Raw genomic sequence first — 17,992 nt, 5'->3', positions numbered from 1 at the left:
TTTACTCCCTACTTAGCATTTTCAACCACAAATTTAAATAAATTATTCATATACTTAGTATTAGGATTGTTGTGTAGCATTTCTGGGTGCCATTGAATCGCCAAAACAGTACCCTGTTTATTTTCAAGCCCTTCCGGGACGCCATCGCTTGCATCTGCAACTTCAAGTAAATCTGGCGCTATGTCTTTAATTAATTGGTGGTGAAAAGAATTAACCATGCATTCAGTCTTACCCAATGTTTTAGCTAATAAGCTGTTTTCCTTAATTATTACTTTGTGAGTAGGCAAATCAGGTGTATGACCTTGTTCGTGTTTTAGAGTTTGCTCTGAGCGATAACTAATATCCTGGTAGAGACTGCCACCATGTGCTACATTAATAATCTGTGCCCCGCGGCAAACTCCCAGAACGGGTTTATCAGTTTCTTCAGCAATTTTTAATAAAAGCATGTCAAAGTGATCTCTCTGAGGCCAAATGGGACCAATTTTAGGCATTAATTCTTCACCATATAAGTGAGGATCAACATCATGTCCACCAGATAAAATCAATCCTTGCACATGAGCCATCTGGCTTTTAATAACTTCATCATCTTCAGTAAAAGGAATTATAAAGGGAATTCCGCCATTTTTAACAACAGAATCCACATAATCCTCATTAACATAACTACGTCTGTATCCTGGAAACATTCCAGCAGAATCAATCATTTCAGATCCTGCTATGCCAATAACTGGTTTAGTCATTTTTCCTCCTTAATTAAACTTATACTACTAGTTATTAACATTATAATAGTTATTAGCAATTTGCGTGTGCCATTTGTTTTTAATATTGACCCCTTAATTTGCTTTACAGTAAAATACTTAAAGTAAAACAAGCTATCCATAATTTTTGCTACTGTTGTCCCAATTAATAAAACCTAGTTCTTTTTTGAAATTCTATTTATTTCCCGGGAAATATTTTCAATGTCATTAAATGAAGCATTAGGATCGGAAATCAGTTGGTCTAATTTGAATTGTAATAAACTGATCTGATTAGCAGTCTTAGCATTTTCTTTACTCGAAAAATCACTAGGAGTTATTAACTTGTGATTTTTTATTTTCCAAGAAGTAAAGTTTAAATCTTTTAATAATTTCTGATCGTGAGAAACTACAATAACAGCAAACGGATAGTTTCTTAGAAATTCTGCTAAAGCATTAATAGATGAAATGTCTAAAAAGTTGTCCGGCTCATCAAGGATCAGTAAGTTATGTTCACCTAAAAGCACTTTTGCCAATTTAAAACAAACAAGCTGTCCTCCACTCAAAGCACTAACGCGATTATCCAAAGACCTTTGCAAATGCAAGTCACCTAAAAGCTGCATTGTAGTAGTTTTATTAAAAATGCTGTTTTTATATATTACCTCTTTTACTGTAGCTGTTTCTTCAGTTTCCTGCGCCATATTTTGTTTGAAATAGCCCATTTTTAGCTGTGGATTAAGCCAGACAGCCAGTTTTTTGTGAAATAATTTTTCTAAAAAAACTGATTTTCCAGCACCATTTATACCAGTTAACGCTATTTTTTCTTTTCCTTTAATTTTCAACTCTTTAGTTATTGCAAATAATTGCTTTTTATGTAGAGTAACACTTTGCGTCTTGAATCTGACTATGCTGCTTTTCTGAGACAGCTCCAGATTCATATTTTCAATATTACCTAAAGTGATTGGCTGATTAACTTGCGGCTTTTCCAGCGTCGTTTCTGCTTTAGCTATACGCCTTTTCAGTAAAGTACTTTCACGAAAAAGGCTTTTTTCTATACCGCTGCTATCTTTTATTTTCCAATCGGACCAAGAAATACTTTTCTTTTTCTTAGTAGATTTTTTAGCCCTAGTTTCGTACTCCCTTTGATCTTTTTTTAGTCTTTTAATTTCAATTCGTTTTTGATAATACTCAGTATTCTGCCTTTTTTCTTGTGTTCTAAGAAATTGCTGGTATTCGTCATAAGTACCTTTAAATTCATGAACTTGCTGGTCCTTGATCTGCCAGATAACATTGACAAGTTTACTTAAAAAAGCCTGATCATGACTAATTAACAGAATTGGTTGTTTTAAACTGTCTAAGGCTTTAATTAGCCATCTTTGTTGCTCAATATCTAAATTAGATGTCGGCTCATCCAAAATTAGCAGAGAATTCTGAGTTTGATTTATCTGAAGTAATGCTCGAACAATAGCTGCCTTTTCCTTTTCTCCACCACTTTGCTCACTGTTATTTAAAATTTGTGGTACTAAAATAGTATGGCAATTTCTTTTAACTTGCCCCTCTATCTCAAAAACTGTAGGCTTTTCAGCAATAATGTTGACTAACGTAGTTTTACCTACACCATTATCACCTATCAAACCGGTTATTTGCTGGTCTTGAACATTTAAATGTGGAGCTTGAAATAAAACCTCACCTTGATACTCTACTTTCAGATTCGTTATTTTAATATATTCCATGTTAACACCTGCTTTTTGCTAAAGAAAAAGCACTGATAACCATATTGCCCATAATTTGATTAGCAGTGCACAAAAAGCTAGTGAAACTAAAGAATCACCACAAAAGAGAACAAAACTAATTTCTGATTATTGGCAAAAAAGCATGACAAAAGCTTTGGTTATCAAACTTTTTGCTTACTAATAAAACCAGAAATTAATTCTCCATTTTGGCAATAACCTCTTTCTCTAAATTATTTTAACTATATCATATTTTTTTCATTTTGCAACGTCCCAATTAATCAATCTTTGCAAAAGTTTCACAAACCATTGGCGCTTGAGGATAAAATTTTTGCCCATTAGCTTTAAATTCTTCTTCAAAGAATTGATCATGAACTGTGCGCCAATATTGATAACTGCGATCTCCTTCTCCTTCATGATAAGCATGTTCTGCGGAAATTTGACTATAAGGGATAATTTCTACCACTTTATCTTGGACAACACAGACGGGTTTACCTTGACCATCAAGAATTATGTTCCAATCGCCAACTTTAGGCATATCTTCATCGCCTGGTACATATTCTGAAGTTGTGGCAGTTTTTATGCCTCTCTTAACTAACTCAGCCAATTCATCTGCATCTTTTTCACTATAACCAAAAGCCCAAGCGTCAACTTTAGTGCTGGCAGACAAATTGTGCTTAAAGCAAAAATCCTGCCAAAATTGTTTTACTTCTTTATCCATTATAGCCACCATTCTGGGGTTAATTCGCCCATTGTAGCGACTTTGTCCTTTTCATAATCCAGCATAATTTCAACTTGTTGATAATCTTTTTCCATTAACTGAACAATAAATTCGCGACAAGCACCACAAGGAGCACCATTTTTACCATCTGCCATTAATGCTAAAACTCTGTTAATTTTAGTTTCACCATTGGTAATCATATTAAAAAGCGCACTGCGTTCCGCGCAGACACCTAACCCACAAGCTGTGTCAACACAAACTCCCGTATAAATTTTTCCTGATTCAGCTAAAACAGCAGCAGCAACTCCGCCAGCTTCCATATGAGGACCAATGGCAGTGAACCCTTGTACTTTTTTCGCTGCCTCATACATTTTTTGCCATGTTTTATCCATAATTTTTACCTGCAATTCTTTCATATAATATCTATAAAACCAAACTCAAATTTTCTTTGACATAAGATTGAATTTATAGATGCCGCCATTTGAATGCACATTTTCTGTACCTGTTTGGACATAACCTGCCGTTTGATAGACTTTAATTGCGCGCAAATTAAAGTCAGCAACGGATAAAACAATTACTTTATAGTCATAGTTATCTTTGACAAAATTTTCAATGACTGACATAAATTCGCTGCCTAGACCATGACCAGTTAGATTAGGAGCTAGTCCCAACCCAACTTCAACTTGTTCTCTTTTCTCCTTATCTGGGTCAAGACAAAAGAAGGCGACTAAGTTGCCGTTTGTATCCAAAACCTGAAAGTAATTATTTTTACGTAACTGGGGAGAAATTATTTCATCATAATCTTCTTGATCATTTTTCATATCATAAAAAGCATATTGTCCGTCGTAATGCCACTCATCTGCAATAATCCTGGCATTTTTTTGCGACAGTAGTGCTATTTTTTGAAAAATACTTTTATTCATTTCTTCACCTCTATTCTTTGGATATTAAATACTAATTAATTATTTAATATACTGAAGCCCTATCCAAAAAGCAAATTTGGCATAAAAAATCCGCTTTTACTTACACGAAAGTAAAAACGGAAATTAAATTTTATTTATTATTCCTTAATTAATAGCTGGTCCACCTGTGGCACCATATACTTGGCCTGTCACATAACTTGCCAAGTTTGAAGCCAAGAAAATATAAACATGAGCTATTTCATCAGGTTGTCCTGCGCGTTTCAACAGTACTTGCTGACCAAATGTAGCAAGAGCATCGGTTGGCTGACCGCCGCAAACTTGCAGAGGTGTCCAAACAGGACCAGGTGCAACACTATTAACTCTAATTCCTTTAGGAGCAAGACTTTGAGCCAAATTAATAGAAAAGCTGACAATTGCTGCTTTGGTAGCTGCATAATCAAGCAATATTGGTGATGGACTGAAGCCTTCTAAAGAAGTCGAGGTCAGAATTACGCTGCCCGGCTTCATATGCGGTACTGCAGCCTTAGCCATCTCAAACATGGAAATGATATTAACTTCAAAAGTATCGTGCACTTGATCCATTGACAAATTCTCTATGCCATCAACATTTTGTTGGATAGCTGCGTTCATTACCAATAATTCTAAACTGCCCAATTCTTTGACAGCTTTTTCAACAACTTTTGCTGCTTTGCCACGTTTACGGAAATCAGCTGGCAGCAAAACTGCTTTACGTCCAGCCTTTTTAATCAATTCAGCTGTGTCTTTAGCATCTGACTCTTCTTCTGGCAAATACTGAATGGCTACATCTGCTCCTTCTTTGGCAAAGCCAATTGCTACAGCGCGGCCAATACCGGAGTCACCACCTGTGACAAGGGCATTGCGACCCTTTAACAATCCATGTCCTTCATAGTCGGCCATGTCGCCAGCAGGCGCTGGATCCATTTTACTTTGCAGTCCAGGATATTCCTGTGATTGCTTAGGAAAATCATCATGATGATAGCGCTTTAACGGATCTGATAAATTATTGTCCATTTGTACTTTCTCCCTTCAATAAATTCAAGTTCAAGATACCGCTTTTATAATAATAAAACAAAAATATTGCTTATTAAGTCATATAAAGCCTTTATCTTTGCCCATTCTCTTGCAATGCACTATGATGAATTTATTAGGTAAAAGTAGGAGGAAATATTTAATGATTAAATCATATAAAAAGTTCTGGCAGAATATTTTAAATTTTTCCGGCACTGCTAATCGTTCAGAATATTGGTGGCCGGTGATTATAAATTGGATATTGGCTTTTGTTTTGATGAATTTGGTTGAGAGCCTATTAGGTCATTCAATTAATGATATTTATAATTGGGGCGATTGGAGCATCAAGACGAGCTCTCTCATCATATCCTTTGTTGTCTGGATTGCAATGTTATCTTTGCGCTTTCGCCGTTTACATGACAGTAATCATTCTGCTTGGTGGATTTTAATCATGATAGTGCCAATCATTGGCGACATTTGGTTCATCATTCTTATGTTATTACCATCCAAAGCAAATAATTACGATTAAAAAGTATTTCCGTTTCAATAAAAATTTAGCTTTATTTAAAGTAATATAAATCAGGTGCAATAATTTACCTTTAGTGTCATTATTGCGCTTTTTCTTTGCCAGCTAATATTTCTTCCGGCTATTTTTACGCTCATCCATGTTATGCTTTTTGGTAACTTCATTATAAAAAGTGAGTTTGCGGTCAATTACTTTTATTAATTTATCCAACATCATCATTTATGCAATAACCTTATTAATTAATGAACCCCATCTCTATCATCAAGTCAATCGTAATAATGTTTCACATGAAAAAAGCAATTTTTTATTTAAGCATATAAAGTTTGTATAATATCTATCCTTGCTATAATTAGGAAAAGGAAGTATATTTTATGCATATTAAAAATAAGTTAGTAAATTGGCCAAAAAGTATGTTACCAACAAAAATGACACAGAAATTATTCAACAAATTCAATCAAAGAATTGCACAGATACCACAATTATGGGAAAGAATTAATTCAAATAATTATTCATGGAATTTATCTGGACTACAACAAATTCAAAATTTATTGCAGATTTGCGCTAAGCATAATAAACATATTGCAGAACAACTAAAACAATTATCCACAGAAGCAAATGAACAATTAGTCTCTGTCTTTAAAAACAGCACCTTTTTAAAAATTCTTGCTCAGAAAATGCAGCTATCACCACAAACAACAAAAAAGATTCAAACTTTATTAGATAAGTTCACAAGTAGTAATGACAAAATTTCTCCAGGTAAACTTTTGATCATAGTTTTGTTTATTGCAATGGGTGCTCAACTACCGCTAATTTTTGAAGACTCGGTTAATTTCAAAGGCATCATATTAGCAGTCTCAACTATTCTTGACTACATCACCACTGCCATTCAACTTGCTCAGCACTTTCAAAAAAATAAATCTAAAAATTAATTTTTTACAACTTAAAACCGGCAAATAAAAAGTCTGTTTCAACAACTAGTATGCAAATATGTAATTAAACTATTCGCCTTATTAGCAAATTAATAATATTGAAAATATGCTGACTCAGCTAATTAATCTGCCATATTTATTACCTTTTGTCTTTGAGTTTCACATGAAACATTAATTTCGTTTATAGCACTAGTTAGCTTTTTATTATTTCTAGTCAAAAAGCGACTATGCTGATTGCCATAGTCGTCTTTTTAACATATTTAAGCGGAATATTGGGTTAGTCCTGTCTTTAATCTTTCTAAGCCATCTTTAACCATTGCTAATGGGCAGGCAAGGTTCATACGTAAAAAGTTGTGACCGTTACCGCGATAAATACTTCCCGGTGATAAAACCAGACCTGTTTTCTTCTCTAAGTATTCTGCTAGTTCTTGCGAGTCGGTACTAATCTGTTCAACATCAAGCCAAATTAAGTATGTTGCTTTGCCTGAGACCACTTTTACCTGGGGAAGATTATTGCCGATAAACTCTTGCGCATATGTAAAATTAACGTTTAGCTGCTTAATCAATGCTTGCAACCAATCATGACCATGTTCATAAGCAGCGATCGTTCCCGGAATAGCCAACAAATTAGGTTCTGCTATTTCGTCACTATTGAGACCGCGATTAACCATAGCGCGCAAGTTATTATTCGGTACGATAGCGGTTGCTGCATGCAAAGCGGCAACGTTAAAGGTTTTACTTGGCGAAACTAAGGAAATGACGTTGTCACGTGCAGGACCATTTACTGAAAAGGCAGGAGTATAATCTGGCCCTTTGCGCACCAGATCACCATGAATCTCATCAGACAAAAGCACCACATGATGTTTAAAACATAAATCAGCAATTTTTTGAACTTCTGCTTGAGTCCATACCTTTCCTACAGGATTATGCGGATTACAAAAAATCATTAGTGTCGTCAGAGGTAATGCTAATTTTTGTTCCAAGTCTTCCCAATTGATCTTATAATTTGAACCATCAAATTGCAGGTCATTACTTAAAACGTGCCGACCGTTATTTTCAATCGAATTATAGAAAACATTATAAACAGGTGCTTGCACTAAAACATTGTCACCAATGTGAGAGATCCGCCGCACTACTGCAGAGATTGCCGGTACTACACCCGTAGTAAAAATCAGCCATTCCTGCTCTGGCCGATGACCGTGCTCTTTTTCATACCAGTCAGCTACAGCATTAAAATAATCATCTTCAGGCCACTCGTAGCCAAAAACACCGAGACTAATTTTTTCTTTCATTGCAGCAATAATTTCCGGTGCAGTTTTAAAGTCCATGTCGGCAATTGACATTGGTAAGTCGCCCTTTTTAACATGCCACTTGACTGAGTCTGTCGTACTTCTATCCGGTGCATTAACAAAATCATATTTATTCATTATATTTAATCCCCTGGTTTCTGATTTTCATCTGAATGAACAATCTTCTCATCAATTTTAGCACAGATAATTTCCGTTTTAGCGGGAGTAATTTTTTTTGGATCTAGAATCAACTTACCAATTGCAGGAGCAACAATACTACCGGAAATTGGATTCTTGACACTATCGATCTTACTCGAAACCGTAGCATCGATATTAGAAACATATTCAAAAGCTAAGTCCGTGTGAATTAAATTGGTATTTTTTAATTCCAAATGGTCAATGTAATTAAGTCCTTGATCACTTTCAATCTGACAATTAATGAACTTAATATTGTGGCCATTCCAGGCCAAATATTCACCATCTATTAGCGAATCATACACACTAACATTTTCACAGTTCCAAAAAGCATCTTTAGAGACAAAAGTAGAATGATGCACTTCAACATTTTGGGCACCATCAAAAACATAGTTGCCAACTACACTGACGTGGTCAAGATAAATATTTTGACTATCTTTGCCAAAATAATCACCGTTAATTTGACTATTGGTAATGCGAATGTCCTTGCATGTCCACATTGTCTCCTCAGCATTTGCAAAATGAACATGGTCCAAATTTATTTTTTCTGCTCTTCTAAATAATTTTGGTGCCTGCAAAGCCGAATTTTTAATCGCAATATTTTTGGTATACCAGATACCACTACGAGCCATAGTTTCAAAAACAGTATTAGTGACAGTGATGTCATTGTCATACCACAACGGATATTTCCACTTAAAAACAGAGTCTTTAATGCTAATTTTGCTGGCTTCCTTTAGTGGGGACTCACCCTCTCCAAAAGTGATTCCTTCCAGTTGTGCATCTTTTAGTCCAAAAAGAATTCTTTCACCTGCAAAAAAATGATTTTTGATAATGCTCATTCTGATCTCTTTTCTTTGATATAATTGGCGGGCTGTAATTTTTATTTAAATAATCAAATTGCCTTATTTTATTATCCACTGAAAACTATTCAACATAAAATACCAATTAATTAGGTCCTACTATTACAAAAAGTTATACTAAATTACTTTTCAATTATATAAATATTTTACCATTCTGCTAAAAACTTACTGTATCTTTTTTAAAAGATTGAAAGGCTTTTTAAATAACTATTTTATTGTAGCTAAAGATAGACCATCTAACATGAAAATCATTAAATACAGTAAAATTGTGTACTTTTTATAAAACGCGGCGTTCTCAAATAGATGCAGGGCATAATAAAGGAACCTGGAATTTTGACAGTTATCTGGGCCCGAAAAAACGTGGTTCTGTTTTCGTAGCAGAATCACGTTTTTAATATGTCATTCATAAATACCTAGCGCGGCACTCTTTCCGGTTGTGGAGCAATAGCTGGTAAATCACTTGCTTTTTCTGCTGAATACCAATAGGCAACTGCAGCAACATCATCTGAACGCTCAAATAATTGAATATCATTATTACCGATTTGCTGGACAGTTACTTTTAAATCATGTTTAAACCGAATTGGATCTAATAAATGAAAACGATATAATCCATGCATTGGCAAAGCATCATTGCCAAATGCGTGTAAAGGCATTAACTCACCATTATTAAATTCATCCCGAGTATGATCTACCTTTGACATAAATGGATATCCCATAAAAGGCCTTTGAAAAGTTTGGGCATATGTCTTACCATTTTTGTCTTTTTGATGAAACGCCCACGCTCCACCAAAATAATCTTCAGTACCTGTAGAAGTAACTGTTGGATAGTTGGTATCACCATCAATATAAAATTTAAATTCTCCTTCACCCCACCAATAACGTTGTAAAGCACAGACTTCAAAATAAACCCCTACAAAATGTCCGGGGCCTTTTACAGAAGGTAAAACTACAAAATCATTTTGTTTTTCAGTATATTCTTGTCTATTCCAAGCAGCGTGAAAGTATGCGGCATCTTCAGGCACATCTTTGATAACATAGTCAATACCATAAAAGAAACCGTCAATATCACCAGGATGTTCGTTTGTGATTGTGATTTTAGCGGATTTTCTAAAAGGCATTGGAAAGTAACTGTTAAAGCCCCCTGTTGGATTAACAGTAATTAAAGCAGAATTAATATCACATCGTTCGCCAAAGCCATTACAGAAAAAATCGCCAATAGGAACTTCGACTGCCGGCTTGTCTGCTCCGTCCCAATACATTCTCAAAACTACATCCCGCAATACAAAACTACCTGCTGGAGTTGCATCAGCAATTGTCATCCAAATATGCCTGATTTCTCCTGCAGAATGAATATCAGCTATGGTTACAGTTTTTCCTTGAGGTAATTTAATGGAACCATTGCCTTTGCGGCTGGGTCCCAAGTCACTGGCACTCATTGCGGCTTTTCCCTTAGCTCCCGTTAAATTTTCAGGTGATATTGTCCGATTTTCTTCATTTAAGTTAATTCGAGTTAAATCAGAAATGTTCATTTTAATTCTCCTTATTAGTCATTTTTATTTGGTTATAAATTTTATCAAGATTATAAAAGTACATTACTACAATTGATAATACAATCATAGCTATCGGTAACAAAATAAAGTTAGCCTTAATGGCAAAGATTGCTTTACCAGATTGAACGTGATGCGGTACATATTGACCCCAACTTAGTAAAAAGCCGGTAACTGCTGAAGTAATAGCCATGGCCAACTTACCAATAAAGCCATTAATGGCTGAAATTAGGCCAGATAAATTGAGTCCAGATTGCCAGCGACTATAATCAACTGGATCGGCTTGCATTGAAAAGTACATGTTTTGCCGAATACCATGACCAAATGCATACAAAATTGAGCCTAAATATATACAAAGCAAGCCTTTATGCCCCAGCAACATTACTATTAAACCTAATGCAGCTATACCACTTCCTAAAATAAAGACATTACGCTTAATTAAATGTTTAACTAAAAACGGCGTTATGATTGTTCCAATCATTGGGACAAAATTTATTAATCCCGCAACTATTGCAGCTTGCGCTGCACTGCCAACAACGTAAGTAAAATAATAAACCAACGAACCCTGTACAAAGAAATTCGATGCCCACATAAATAGTGTACTAAAAGCAAAAACTAACCACGGCTTATTTTTAAACAGTGCCTTGAAACTTTCACTTAATTTAACAGAACTTTTAACGCTCTTCGGATCATCAATTTCATGTAAATTATGAAAAGGAACATATAATATAAAAATTGCTACGACACAATATAAACTCATTACTAAAACAAAACCTTTTTGTTGGTTGCCGCCGCCGAAAAGCTTAACTAAAGGCAGTGTTGCAACGCTAACAAAAGTTGCACCTAAAAACGAAAAAACCATTCTGACCGTTGACATATTAGTTCTTTCAACCGGGTCCTTAGTTAGATTAGGTAAGACTGACGATATTGGAATATTTACTAAGCCATAACAAATGGAAATGCCTAAGTATGTAACATATGCGTAAATCAATTTGCCTGTCATTGATATATTTGGTACACAAAATAATAATATGCCGAAAACAGCTAACGGAAATGCGCCAAAAAAGATATAGGGTAAGCTTTTACCCCAACGTGAATGTGTTTTATCAATAATTACTCCAGTAAACATATCTGCAAAACTATCAAATATTCGAGTTACCATAATCATTGTTCCAATTGCCGCACTAGCAATGCCAGCTACGTCGGTATAAAAAAACATCATATATAACGTCAATACGTTCCACACCAAGTTACAAGCAAAATCTGAAACACCATAGCTTATCCGATTTTTCCATAAATGATATGTGTTTAACTTCTTTGTTTGCTTCACAATATTTTTCTCCCTCTCTTTTTCTGCAAACGTTATCAGTAAACGTTTACTTGAATAATAAAACTTATTTAAAAGGATTTCAAGCAAAATATAATAAAAAACAAGTAAACGTTATCTATGATGTATAATGTAAGTAATAATTAAGAAAAGCGTGATCAGAATGTCTCAACAACCTAGTATCAAAGACGTAGCAGCTAAAGCACAAGTATCTATTGCCACTGTTTCCCGTGTTCTTAACCATAAGGGTGGGTTTTCAAAGATTACCTTTGATAAAGTTCACAAGGCAATGGCAGACTTAGGATATCAGCCGAACCGCCTAGCTCAAGCATTAAAATCTGACTCAATAAAAATGATTGCACTTAGCGTACCTTTTGTTTGGCATCCCTTTTATGCAGAATTTGCTTATTATGTTGAAGCGGAATTACAAAATCGTGGATATGGTATGTTACTTTCAAATAACCAAAGCGATCCTGCGAGCGAAAAAAAATTTTTACAAATGGCACAAGAAAACAAAGTTGATGGCATAATCGGAATTACTTATAACGATATTGATCCTTATCTATCCACCAACATTCCATTTATCAGTATTGACCGTTTTTTTGATACTTCTGCGACTCCAACAGTAGCGACTATTACTTCCGATAATTATCATGGCGGTGAGATTGCTGCAAATGAACTAATCAGACGGGGTGCCAAAAAAATTGCTTTTGTTGGCACCTATGCTAACTATCCCAATGGATCCTTAAATCGTAAAAAAGGGTTTCTTAAAATAGCAAAAGAGCAAAATGTATCTTACCAGGTTTTTGAATGCAGTGAAACTGACCCTGAAGCACCTTTATTGTTGGACAAAGTCATTAACCATCTTAATAACATCGATGGCATATTTACTGTTAATGATGAAACAGCTTATCAGTTACTTTTTAAACTCCAAAATTATTCGGTTAAAATTCCTGAAGAATTACAATTAATTGGGTATGATGGTTTCCAAATGATGCCAAGCATTGCACCCAGTCTTTCTTCAATAGTCCAACCTGTTAAAGAAATTGCACGATTATCAGTCGATAACTTAATTAAATTAATTTTGCATGGCCGTGAAGTTGACAATATTGTTGTTCCCATAGCCTTTCGAGCTGCTCAAACAACTAAAAACATACAGCAAAATAAAATAATTTAAAAAGCACCAGTATTAGTTGAATACTAGTGCTTTTAAAAATTTTACGTAATATTAGCTAAAGCAATGACTTAGCCCCTAATAATATAAGCAAAATACTGATTGTAGGTTTCATGTAACGAGTAATTTTAGTTTTAGCTAAAATCTGGGCTAGTCTTGGTGCAATTATTGCACCTAATATAGCGCCAATCATCAAGGGCAAGCCAGCAGTCCAGTCTACCCGGCCGTCAGCAATATGAAAGATTGCGCCCGTAATGGTCATAAAAACTAAAACGTAAGTTGAAGTTGCAGTAGCTTGAAAATCTTGTAACCCCAGCAAAAATAAACCACCGATAATAACAGCACCACCGCTCATGCCGGCTACGCCAACCATTAAGCCGCCCAAAATACCATAAATTCCAGCTTCCATTCTGGCAAACTGCGTTTTCTTAACTGTTTCTACGGTTTGTGCTTTTTTCTTAAATAACATATTAATGCCAAGCACTACTAAGACAATTCCTATTAGCCACTTATAAATTTTAGCGGGAATATATTTTGAGACCAGTGCCCCGATTATTACAGCTGGAATTGCCGTGAGTAACATTTGATTACCCACTTTAGTATTAATTTGTCTTTGGTGGTAATAACTAATTGCTCCGATAATTAATGAAGGTAAAGCAGTCACTAGTGAAGTTGAAGAAGCTGTTGCCGCATTTAAGCCAAACAAACCGGTCAAAATTGCCAGGTAGATGGCTGCGCCGCCGCCACCAAAAAGAATAACAAAGGTTCCTATTACTAACCCTATTAATCCTAATAAAAAAATTTTCATAATGCTTGACCTCTTAATTTTTGCCATATCTTGTGTTATAGTTACAATATGTAATTATAATTTACAAGTTGTAAAAGTCAAGCAAATAGGAAGTTTAGTATGCCACGTCAAATTTTATCTAAAGAATTAATTATAAAAACCAGTATTAAATTAATTGAAAACAAAAAAGAAAATAATTTTGCGACCATTGCCAGAGAACTTGGTACTCAATCACAGGCTTTATATAACTACTTTCCTAATCAGTTAGCGCTAAATTATGCTATAGTTGCTCGGATAATTAGTTTAATGACTGATCAGCTGCGACGAAACTTATTTGGTAAAGCCGGCATGACAGCAATTATTGATTTTGCAATGGAATTTCGCCAAATAGCGCTTAATCATTTTCATTTAGCACAATTTGTTTTGAAAATGCCGCGTACCAATATGTTTCCTGAAACTAACGCAGCTTTTAATGAACTTAAATCTATCTTTAATCAAATGATAGCAACTGAGTTTACTGATCCTAAAAAGCAATTACTGGCAAGCAGGTGCATTAGAGATTTAGCAATAGGAGATATTGTCAACGTTGGAACTGGTTGGTTTGCGGATAAATCGATACCAGCCGATAAAAGTTTTCGCAAATTGCTGGAGAATAGTCTAAATAAGATTGAAGAATAAAGATTTTCATAATTAAACTTTTACTTCAATACTATAGCAATAAAAAAAGCGAGGCATAAGCCTCGCTTTTGTGTTCCCGATATTTAAACTTATTCTACTGTTTGGACCCAGCCCTCTGGGCCTTTTTTATTACCGTACTGAATATCAACTAATTCATTATAAAGCTTAGTCGTTACCGGTCCAGTTTCTGTTTCACTGTATATAACGTGCTTCTCACCCTTATAGGTAATTGAACCTACGGGTGAAATTACAGCAGCTGTACCCATCGCACCAGCTTCTTTCATGTTGAACGCTTCTTCCAAAGTGATTTGACGTTCAACCGGGTTTAGGCCTTGCCACTTAGCGACTTCCAAAAGTGAGCGCTTAGTAATAGAAACCAAAATCGATTGTGATTTTGGTGTGACAAATTGACCTTCTTGGGTAATGCCGTAGAAGTTAGCACCACCAAATTCATCAATATATTTATGTTCACGTGGATCCAAGTAAAGACAATCGGCAAAGCCGTTCTTGTGTGCTTCAACGGACGGAAGCAAGCTGCTGGCATAGTTACCTGATGTCTTTGCTTGACCAGTACCGGCATATGCGGCACGGTCGTATTCACTAACAATGTAATCTGCAGGGTTCAATCCTTTAATATATGCGCCAACTGGAACCGCAAAAATGCGGAAAGTATATTCGCTGGCTGCTTCAACACCTAAAACTTTTGATGTTCCCACCATAAGTGGCCGTAAATACAGGGTCGCACCACTGTCATATGGTGGTACAAACTCTTCGTTAGCCTTAACAACTTGCTTTACTGCAGCAACAAACCTATCTTCAGGGAAAGGCGGCATGGCTAACCGCTTTGCTGAAAGGGTAAAGCGGTGTGCATTTTGATCAGGTCTAAACAGGTTGATTTTACCGTCTTTTCTACGATAGGCCTTTAAGCCCTCAAAAATCTCCTGACCATAGTGCAGGACTTCTGCACCTTCAGAAAATGTCATGGTTGAATCTTCAGTCAGTTTTCCTTCCTGCCATTCACCATCTTTATATTTTGCCTCATAGCGATAAGGCAGATCTCGATACTTAAATCCCAGATTTTTCCAATCTAGGTCTTCTACTCGTTGTTTCATTTGAACTGTCCCCTATAAAAAACTACATAAGCTAAAAATTTCTTTTTAGCTTTTAATATTAATTTAATTGTTAACTAATTTAAACTAATTTCTTTTTATTGTCAATAGTAAAACTTTTCTATTTTCCAATAAAATAATATGAATTTCTAATAATAAAACAAAAATGTATTTTTGTATGTACATCTGGTTTCACGTGAAACGAATATATCCAAAAAAAGAGTCATCCCTTCATTGTGATATTACTCCCCAAATTTAACTTATTTCAGGGCTTACATCACTTTCATAGGATGACTCTCGTTTTTAAAATTAGTCTTGCTTTGCACTATCTTTAGTTTCAGTATCAGTTTTTGCCGAAATGTCCAAAATTGCGGCATCATTTAGGTATACATGCTTATCATCTGCTGTAAACTTAACTTCTTTAGTGTCAGGCTCCTTCATTAATAATTTGGCAATTGGCGTTTCCAAATCTTGTTCAACGACTCTACGCAAAGGTCTTGCACCAAATTTCTTATCATATCCTTTGTCTGCTAAGTAGGCTTTAGCTTCATCAGAGACTTCAACCTTAACACCTTTTTTGGCCAAAACATGTGCCATTTTATTCAAATAGATATCAATGATCTTATTCATATCATCTTTGGTCAATGAATTAAACGGAACAATAGCATCAAGTCTATTCAAAAATTCTGGTCTGAAGTAGGTCTCAAGAGCTTTAATCAATTTATCATGATCAACTTTGCTGTCTTTTAATAATTGGTCAGAGTAGCCTGCATTAGAAGTCATGATTAAAATTGTGTCCTTAAAGGAAACTGTTCTGCCCTGAGCATCAGTTAAGCGCCCATCGTCCATGATCTGAAGCAAGGCATTGAATACTTGTGGGTTAGCTTTTTCAATTTCATCAAACAAAATCAAACTGTATGGTTGATGACGAACTTTTTCAGTTAATTGGCCACCTTCACCATAACCAACATAGCCCGGTGCCGAACCGATCAATTTATTAACTGCCATCTGATCTTGATATTCAGACATATCCAATCTAATAAGATGATTTTCACCACCAAATAGTTGAATGGCTAATTGTTTAGCTAATTCCGTCTTACCTACGCCAGTAGGTCCTGTTAGCAAGAACGTACCAGTAGGACGATCATTGTCTTTGAAAACTTGTTTACGGGCAATCGCATCTGTAATGACGTCAACAGCATTATCCTGATCAATAACTACTTTCTTTAATTTCTCTGCCAGATCAAGATTCTTTTGTCCTGCACTTGCATGCAACTCACTCATTGGAATCTTAGTCTTAGCTTCGATTAAAGCGTAGATATCTTCGTCAGTAACATATGGAGTGGCAGCGTCATCCACGTGATTAGCCTTATCACGCAAGTCTTCAATTTGCTTTTTCAACTCGCTTGCTCTACTATAATCTTCTTTTTTGGCAGCAGCTTCTTTCTCACTTTCAAGCTTTTTAATCCGTTTCTTTAAAGTTGCTTCATCGCTGGGAATTGTATCAAGACCCTTTTTAGCACCTGCCTCATCCATTAAGTCAATGGCCTTGTCAGGTAAATAACGTCCCTGAATATAACGCTGCGATAATTCAACTGCGAGTTTCAAAGCACTGTCATTATATTTTACGTGATGGAAGGATTCATATTTATCTTTTAGTCCTTCCAAGATTTTAACGGTAACTTCAGCTGATGGTTCAGGAACTTGTACCGGTTGGAATCTACGTGCTAGTGCCGCATCATTTTCAATTCTGCGGTACTCACTTGTAGTCGTTGCACCAATTAAGTTTAAATCGCCACTTGCTAAAGCCGGTTTTAAAATATTAGCGGCATCACCGTTATTATTTTCAGAATCAGTAGAACCCGCACCAACTATATTATGTAATTCATCAATAAATAAAATAATATTCGGATTCTTTTTTGCTTCGTCAATCACTTTCTTAAGGCGCTCTTCAAAACTGCCACGCAAGCTTGATCCTGCAACCATATCATTAATATTAATTGCAATAATATGCTTGTCCTTCATTTTATCAGGAACATCGCCTGCAGCAATCTTTTGTGCCAAGCCCTCTACAATGGCTGTTTTACCAACCCCGGCAGGTCCAATTAATACTGGATTATTCTTCTTGCGCCGACTTAAAATTTCAATTACTTCCTGAATTTGTTCATCACGCCCAATTACAGGATCGTACTTATTCTTCTTAGCTTGTTCAACCAGATCAACACCGATTGGTTTTTGACCTTGTTTTTGTCCCATTTGCCCACCTTGATTCAAATCTTGCGGAGAAATATTCATACTACTGGAGTAATGAATAGGAATAGCACCACCGTTGTCGTTAGTATTGTTAAAGAATGAATTGTTTAGTTCGTTAAATAAATCGTCAAAATCGTTATCAAAATATGCCATATGCAAACACCCCTTTGATAGGTTATAAATT

The 17,992-nt window shown here is 35.5% G+C and carries 17 protein-coding genes; 4 read left to right on the top strand and 13 right to left on the bottom strand.

All coding sequences use genetic code 11. From position 1 onward, the window contains the following. Positions 1–8: 8 nt before the first annotated feature. The 6 genes from H3R29_RS07385 to H3R29_RS07360 form a co-directional block, all read right to left on the bottom strand. Positions 9–737: a gamma-glutamyl-gamma-aminobutyrate hydrolase family protein gene (locus H3R29_RS07385; protein ID WP_046325689.1), complete on the bottom strand. Its 729-nt coding sequence runs from the start codon at positions 735–737 to the stop codon at positions 9–11. Between the two features lie 173 nt (positions 738–910). Further along, a complete protein-coding gene (locus H3R29_RS07380) occupies positions 911–2,464 on the bottom strand; it encodes an ATP-binding cassette domain-containing protein (RefSeq protein WP_198202941.1) in 1,554 nt (517 codons plus the stop codon). A gap of 274 nt (positions 2,465–2,738) precedes the next feature. After that, positions 2,739–3,182 (bottom strand): ASCH domain-containing protein, encoded by a 444-nt coding sequence (locus tag H3R29_RS07375; RefSeq protein WP_198202940.1) that lies wholly within the window; start codon positions 3,180–3,182, stop codon positions 2,739–2,741. Beyond that, on the bottom strand, positions 3,182–3,574 hold the full coding sequence (locus H3R29_RS07370; RefSeq protein ID WP_232352250.1) for a cytidine deaminase: 393 nt from the start codon (positions 3,572–3,574) through the stop codon (positions 3,182–3,184). The genes H3R29_RS07375 and H3R29_RS07370 overlap by 1 nt, the downstream gene beginning before the upstream one ends. A gap of 45 nt (positions 3,575–3,619) precedes the next feature. Further along, positions 3,620–4,105: a GNAT family N-acetyltransferase gene (locus H3R29_RS07365; RefSeq protein ID WP_198202938.1), complete on the bottom strand. Its 486-nt coding sequence runs from the start codon at positions 4,103–4,105 to the stop codon at positions 3,620–3,622. Between the two features lie 144 nt (positions 4,106–4,249). Next, entirely contained in the window at positions 4,250–5,137 is an 888-nt protein-coding gene (locus tag H3R29_RS07360; protein ID WP_198202937.1) for an SDR family oxidoreductase, read from the bottom strand. A 160-nt stretch (positions 5,138–5,297) separates the two neighbouring features. On the opposite strand from H3R29_RS07360, the gene H3R29_RS07355 reads away from it, so the two are divergent. Together H3R29_RS07355 and H3R29_RS07350 are read left to right on the top strand one after the other, a co-directional pair. Beyond that, complete coding sequence (locus H3R29_RS07355) at positions 5,298–5,663, top strand: DUF805 domain-containing protein (RefSeq protein WP_198202936.1); 366 nt, start codon at positions 5,298–5,300, stop codon at positions 5,661–5,663. 368 nt (positions 5,664–6,031) lie between these two features. Next, on the top strand, positions 6,032–6,589 hold the full coding sequence (locus H3R29_RS07350) for a hypothetical protein (protein ID WP_198202935.1): 558 nt from the start codon (positions 6,032–6,034) through the stop codon (positions 6,587–6,589). 260 nt (positions 6,590–6,849) lie between these two features. Here H3R29_RS07350 and H3R29_RS07345 read toward each other — a convergent pair whose 3' ends face one another. The 4 genes from H3R29_RS07345 to H3R29_RS07330 form a co-directional block, all read right to left on the bottom strand. Next, a complete protein-coding gene (locus H3R29_RS07345) occupies positions 6,850–8,016 on the bottom strand; it encodes a MalY/PatB family protein (RefSeq protein ID WP_198202934.1) in 1,167 nt (388 codons plus the stop codon). Between the two features lie 5 nt (positions 8,017–8,021). Next, positions 8,022–8,912, bottom strand: a complete 891-nt coding sequence (locus H3R29_RS07340) for a DUF3737 family protein (protein WP_198202933.1) — start codon at positions 8,910–8,912, stop codon at positions 8,022–8,024. A gap of 434 nt (positions 8,913–9,346) precedes the next feature. Beyond that, positions 9,347–10,462, bottom strand: coding sequence for a glycoside hydrolase family 172 protein (locus tag H3R29_RS07335; protein ID WP_198202932.1), 1,116 nt, complete (start codon positions 10,460–10,462; stop codon positions 9,347–9,349). 1 nt (position 10,463) lies between these two features. Continuing rightward, positions 10,464–11,810 (bottom strand): glycoside-pentoside-hexuronide (GPH):cation symporter, encoded by a 1,347-nt coding sequence (locus tag H3R29_RS07330; protein WP_198202931.1) that lies wholly within the window; start codon positions 11,808–11,810, stop codon positions 10,464–10,466. Between the two features lie 160 nt (positions 11,811–11,970). On the opposite strand from H3R29_RS07330, the gene H3R29_RS07325 reads away from it, so the two are divergent. Then, a complete protein-coding gene (locus H3R29_RS07325) occupies positions 11,971–12,984 on the top strand; it encodes a LacI family DNA-binding transcriptional regulator (protein ID WP_198202930.1) in 1,014 nt (337 codons plus the stop codon). A gap of 55 nt (positions 12,985–13,039) precedes the next feature. On the opposite strand, the gene H3R29_RS07320 is transcribed toward H3R29_RS07325, so the two are convergent. Beyond that, positions 13,040–13,789 carry a sulfite exporter TauE/SafE family protein gene (locus H3R29_RS07320; protein ID WP_198202929.1) on the bottom strand — a complete coding sequence of 250 codons (750 nt, stop codon included), beginning with the start codon at positions 13,787–13,789 and terminating at the stop codon, positions 13,040–13,042. Between the two features lie 99 nt (positions 13,790–13,888). On the opposite strand from H3R29_RS07320, the gene H3R29_RS07315 reads away from it, so the two are divergent. Then, entirely contained in the window at positions 13,889–14,446 is a 558-nt protein-coding gene (locus tag H3R29_RS07315) for a TetR/AcrR family transcriptional regulator (RefSeq protein ID WP_198202928.1), read from the top strand. 89 nt (positions 14,447–14,535) lie between these two features. Here H3R29_RS07315 and H3R29_RS07310 read toward each other — a convergent pair whose 3' ends face one another. Both H3R29_RS07310 and H3R29_RS07305 read right to left on the bottom strand, forming a co-directional pair. After that, positions 14,536–15,558 carry a branched-chain amino acid aminotransferase gene (locus tag H3R29_RS07310; RefSeq protein ID WP_046325710.1) on the bottom strand — a complete coding sequence of 341 codons (1,023 nt, stop codon included), beginning with the start codon at positions 15,556–15,558 and terminating at the stop codon, positions 14,536–14,538. Positions 15,559–15,864: 306 nt separating this feature from the next. Then, complete coding sequence (locus H3R29_RS07305) at positions 15,865–17,961, bottom strand: ATP-dependent Clp protease ATP-binding subunit (protein ID WP_198202927.1); 2,097 nt, start codon at positions 17,959–17,961, stop codon at positions 15,865–15,867. Between the last annotated feature and the right edge of the window lie 31 nt (positions 17,962–17,992).

It is taken from the genome of Lactobacillus sp. M0393 (assembly GCF_016102025.1).
Lineage (GTDB): Bacteria > Bacillota > Bacilli > Lactobacillales > Lactobacillaceae > Lactobacillus > Lactobacillus melliventris.
Note: the sequence above shows the minus strand (reverse complement) of the source record. Positions and strands in the feature narration are given on the sequence as shown.

Coding starts and splice junctions, on each gene's coding strand:
- H3R29_RS07375 (WP_198202940.1), bottom strand. CDS start 3,182: ATGGATAAAGAAGTAAAACAATTTTGGCAGGATTTTTGCTTTAAGCAC.
- H3R29_RS07335 (WP_198202932.1), bottom strand. CDS start 10,462: ATGAACATTTCTGATTTAACTCGAATTAACTTAAATGAAGAAAATCGG.
- H3R29_RS07340 (WP_198202933.1), bottom strand. CDS start 8,912: ATGAGCATTATCAAAAATCATTTTTTTGCAGGTGAAAGAATTCTTTTT.
- H3R29_RS07355 (WP_198202936.1), top strand. CDS start 5,298: ATGATTAAATCATATAAAAAGTTCTGGCAGAATATTTTAAATTTTTCC.
- H3R29_RS07380 (WP_198202941.1), bottom strand. CDS start 2,464: ATGGAATATATTAAAATAACGAATCTGAAAGTAGAGTATCAAGGTGAG.
- H3R29_RS07370 (WP_232352250.1), bottom strand. CDS start 3,574: ATGGATAAAACATGGCAAAAAATGTATGAGGCAGCGAAAAAAGTACAA.
- H3R29_RS07315 (WP_198202928.1), top strand. CDS start 13,889: ATGCCACGTCAAATTTTATCTAAAGAATTAATTATAAAAACCAGTATT.
- H3R29_RS07350 (WP_198202935.1), top strand. CDS start 6,032: ATGCATATTAAAAATAAGTTAGTAAATTGGCCAAAAAGTATGTTACCA.
- H3R29_RS07320 (WP_198202929.1), bottom strand. CDS start 13,789: ATGAAAATTTTTTTATTAGGATTAATAGGGTTAGTAATAGGAACCTTT.
- H3R29_RS07365 (WP_198202938.1), bottom strand. CDS start 4,105: ATGAATAAAAGTATTTTTCAAAAAATAGCACTACTGTCGCAAAAAAAT.
- H3R29_RS07360 (WP_198202937.1), bottom strand. CDS start 5,137: ATGGACAATAATTTATCAGATCCGTTAAAGCGCTATCATCATGATGAT.
- H3R29_RS07305 (WP_198202927.1), bottom strand. CDS start 17,961: ATGGCATATTTTGATAACGATTTTGACGATTTATTTAACGAACTAAAC.
- H3R29_RS07345 (WP_198202934.1), bottom strand. CDS start 8,016: ATGAATAAATATGATTTTGTTAATGCACCGGATAGAAGTACGACAGAC.
- H3R29_RS07325 (WP_198202930.1), top strand. CDS start 11,971: ATGTCTCAACAACCTAGTATCAAAGACGTAGCAGCTAAAGCACAAGTA.
- H3R29_RS07310 (WP_046325710.1), bottom strand. CDS start 15,558: ATGAAACAACGAGTAGAAGACCTAGATTGGAAAAATCTGGGATTTAAG.
- H3R29_RS07385 (WP_046325689.1), bottom strand. CDS start 737: ATGACTAAACCAGTTATTGGCATAGCAGGATCTGAAATGATTGATTCT.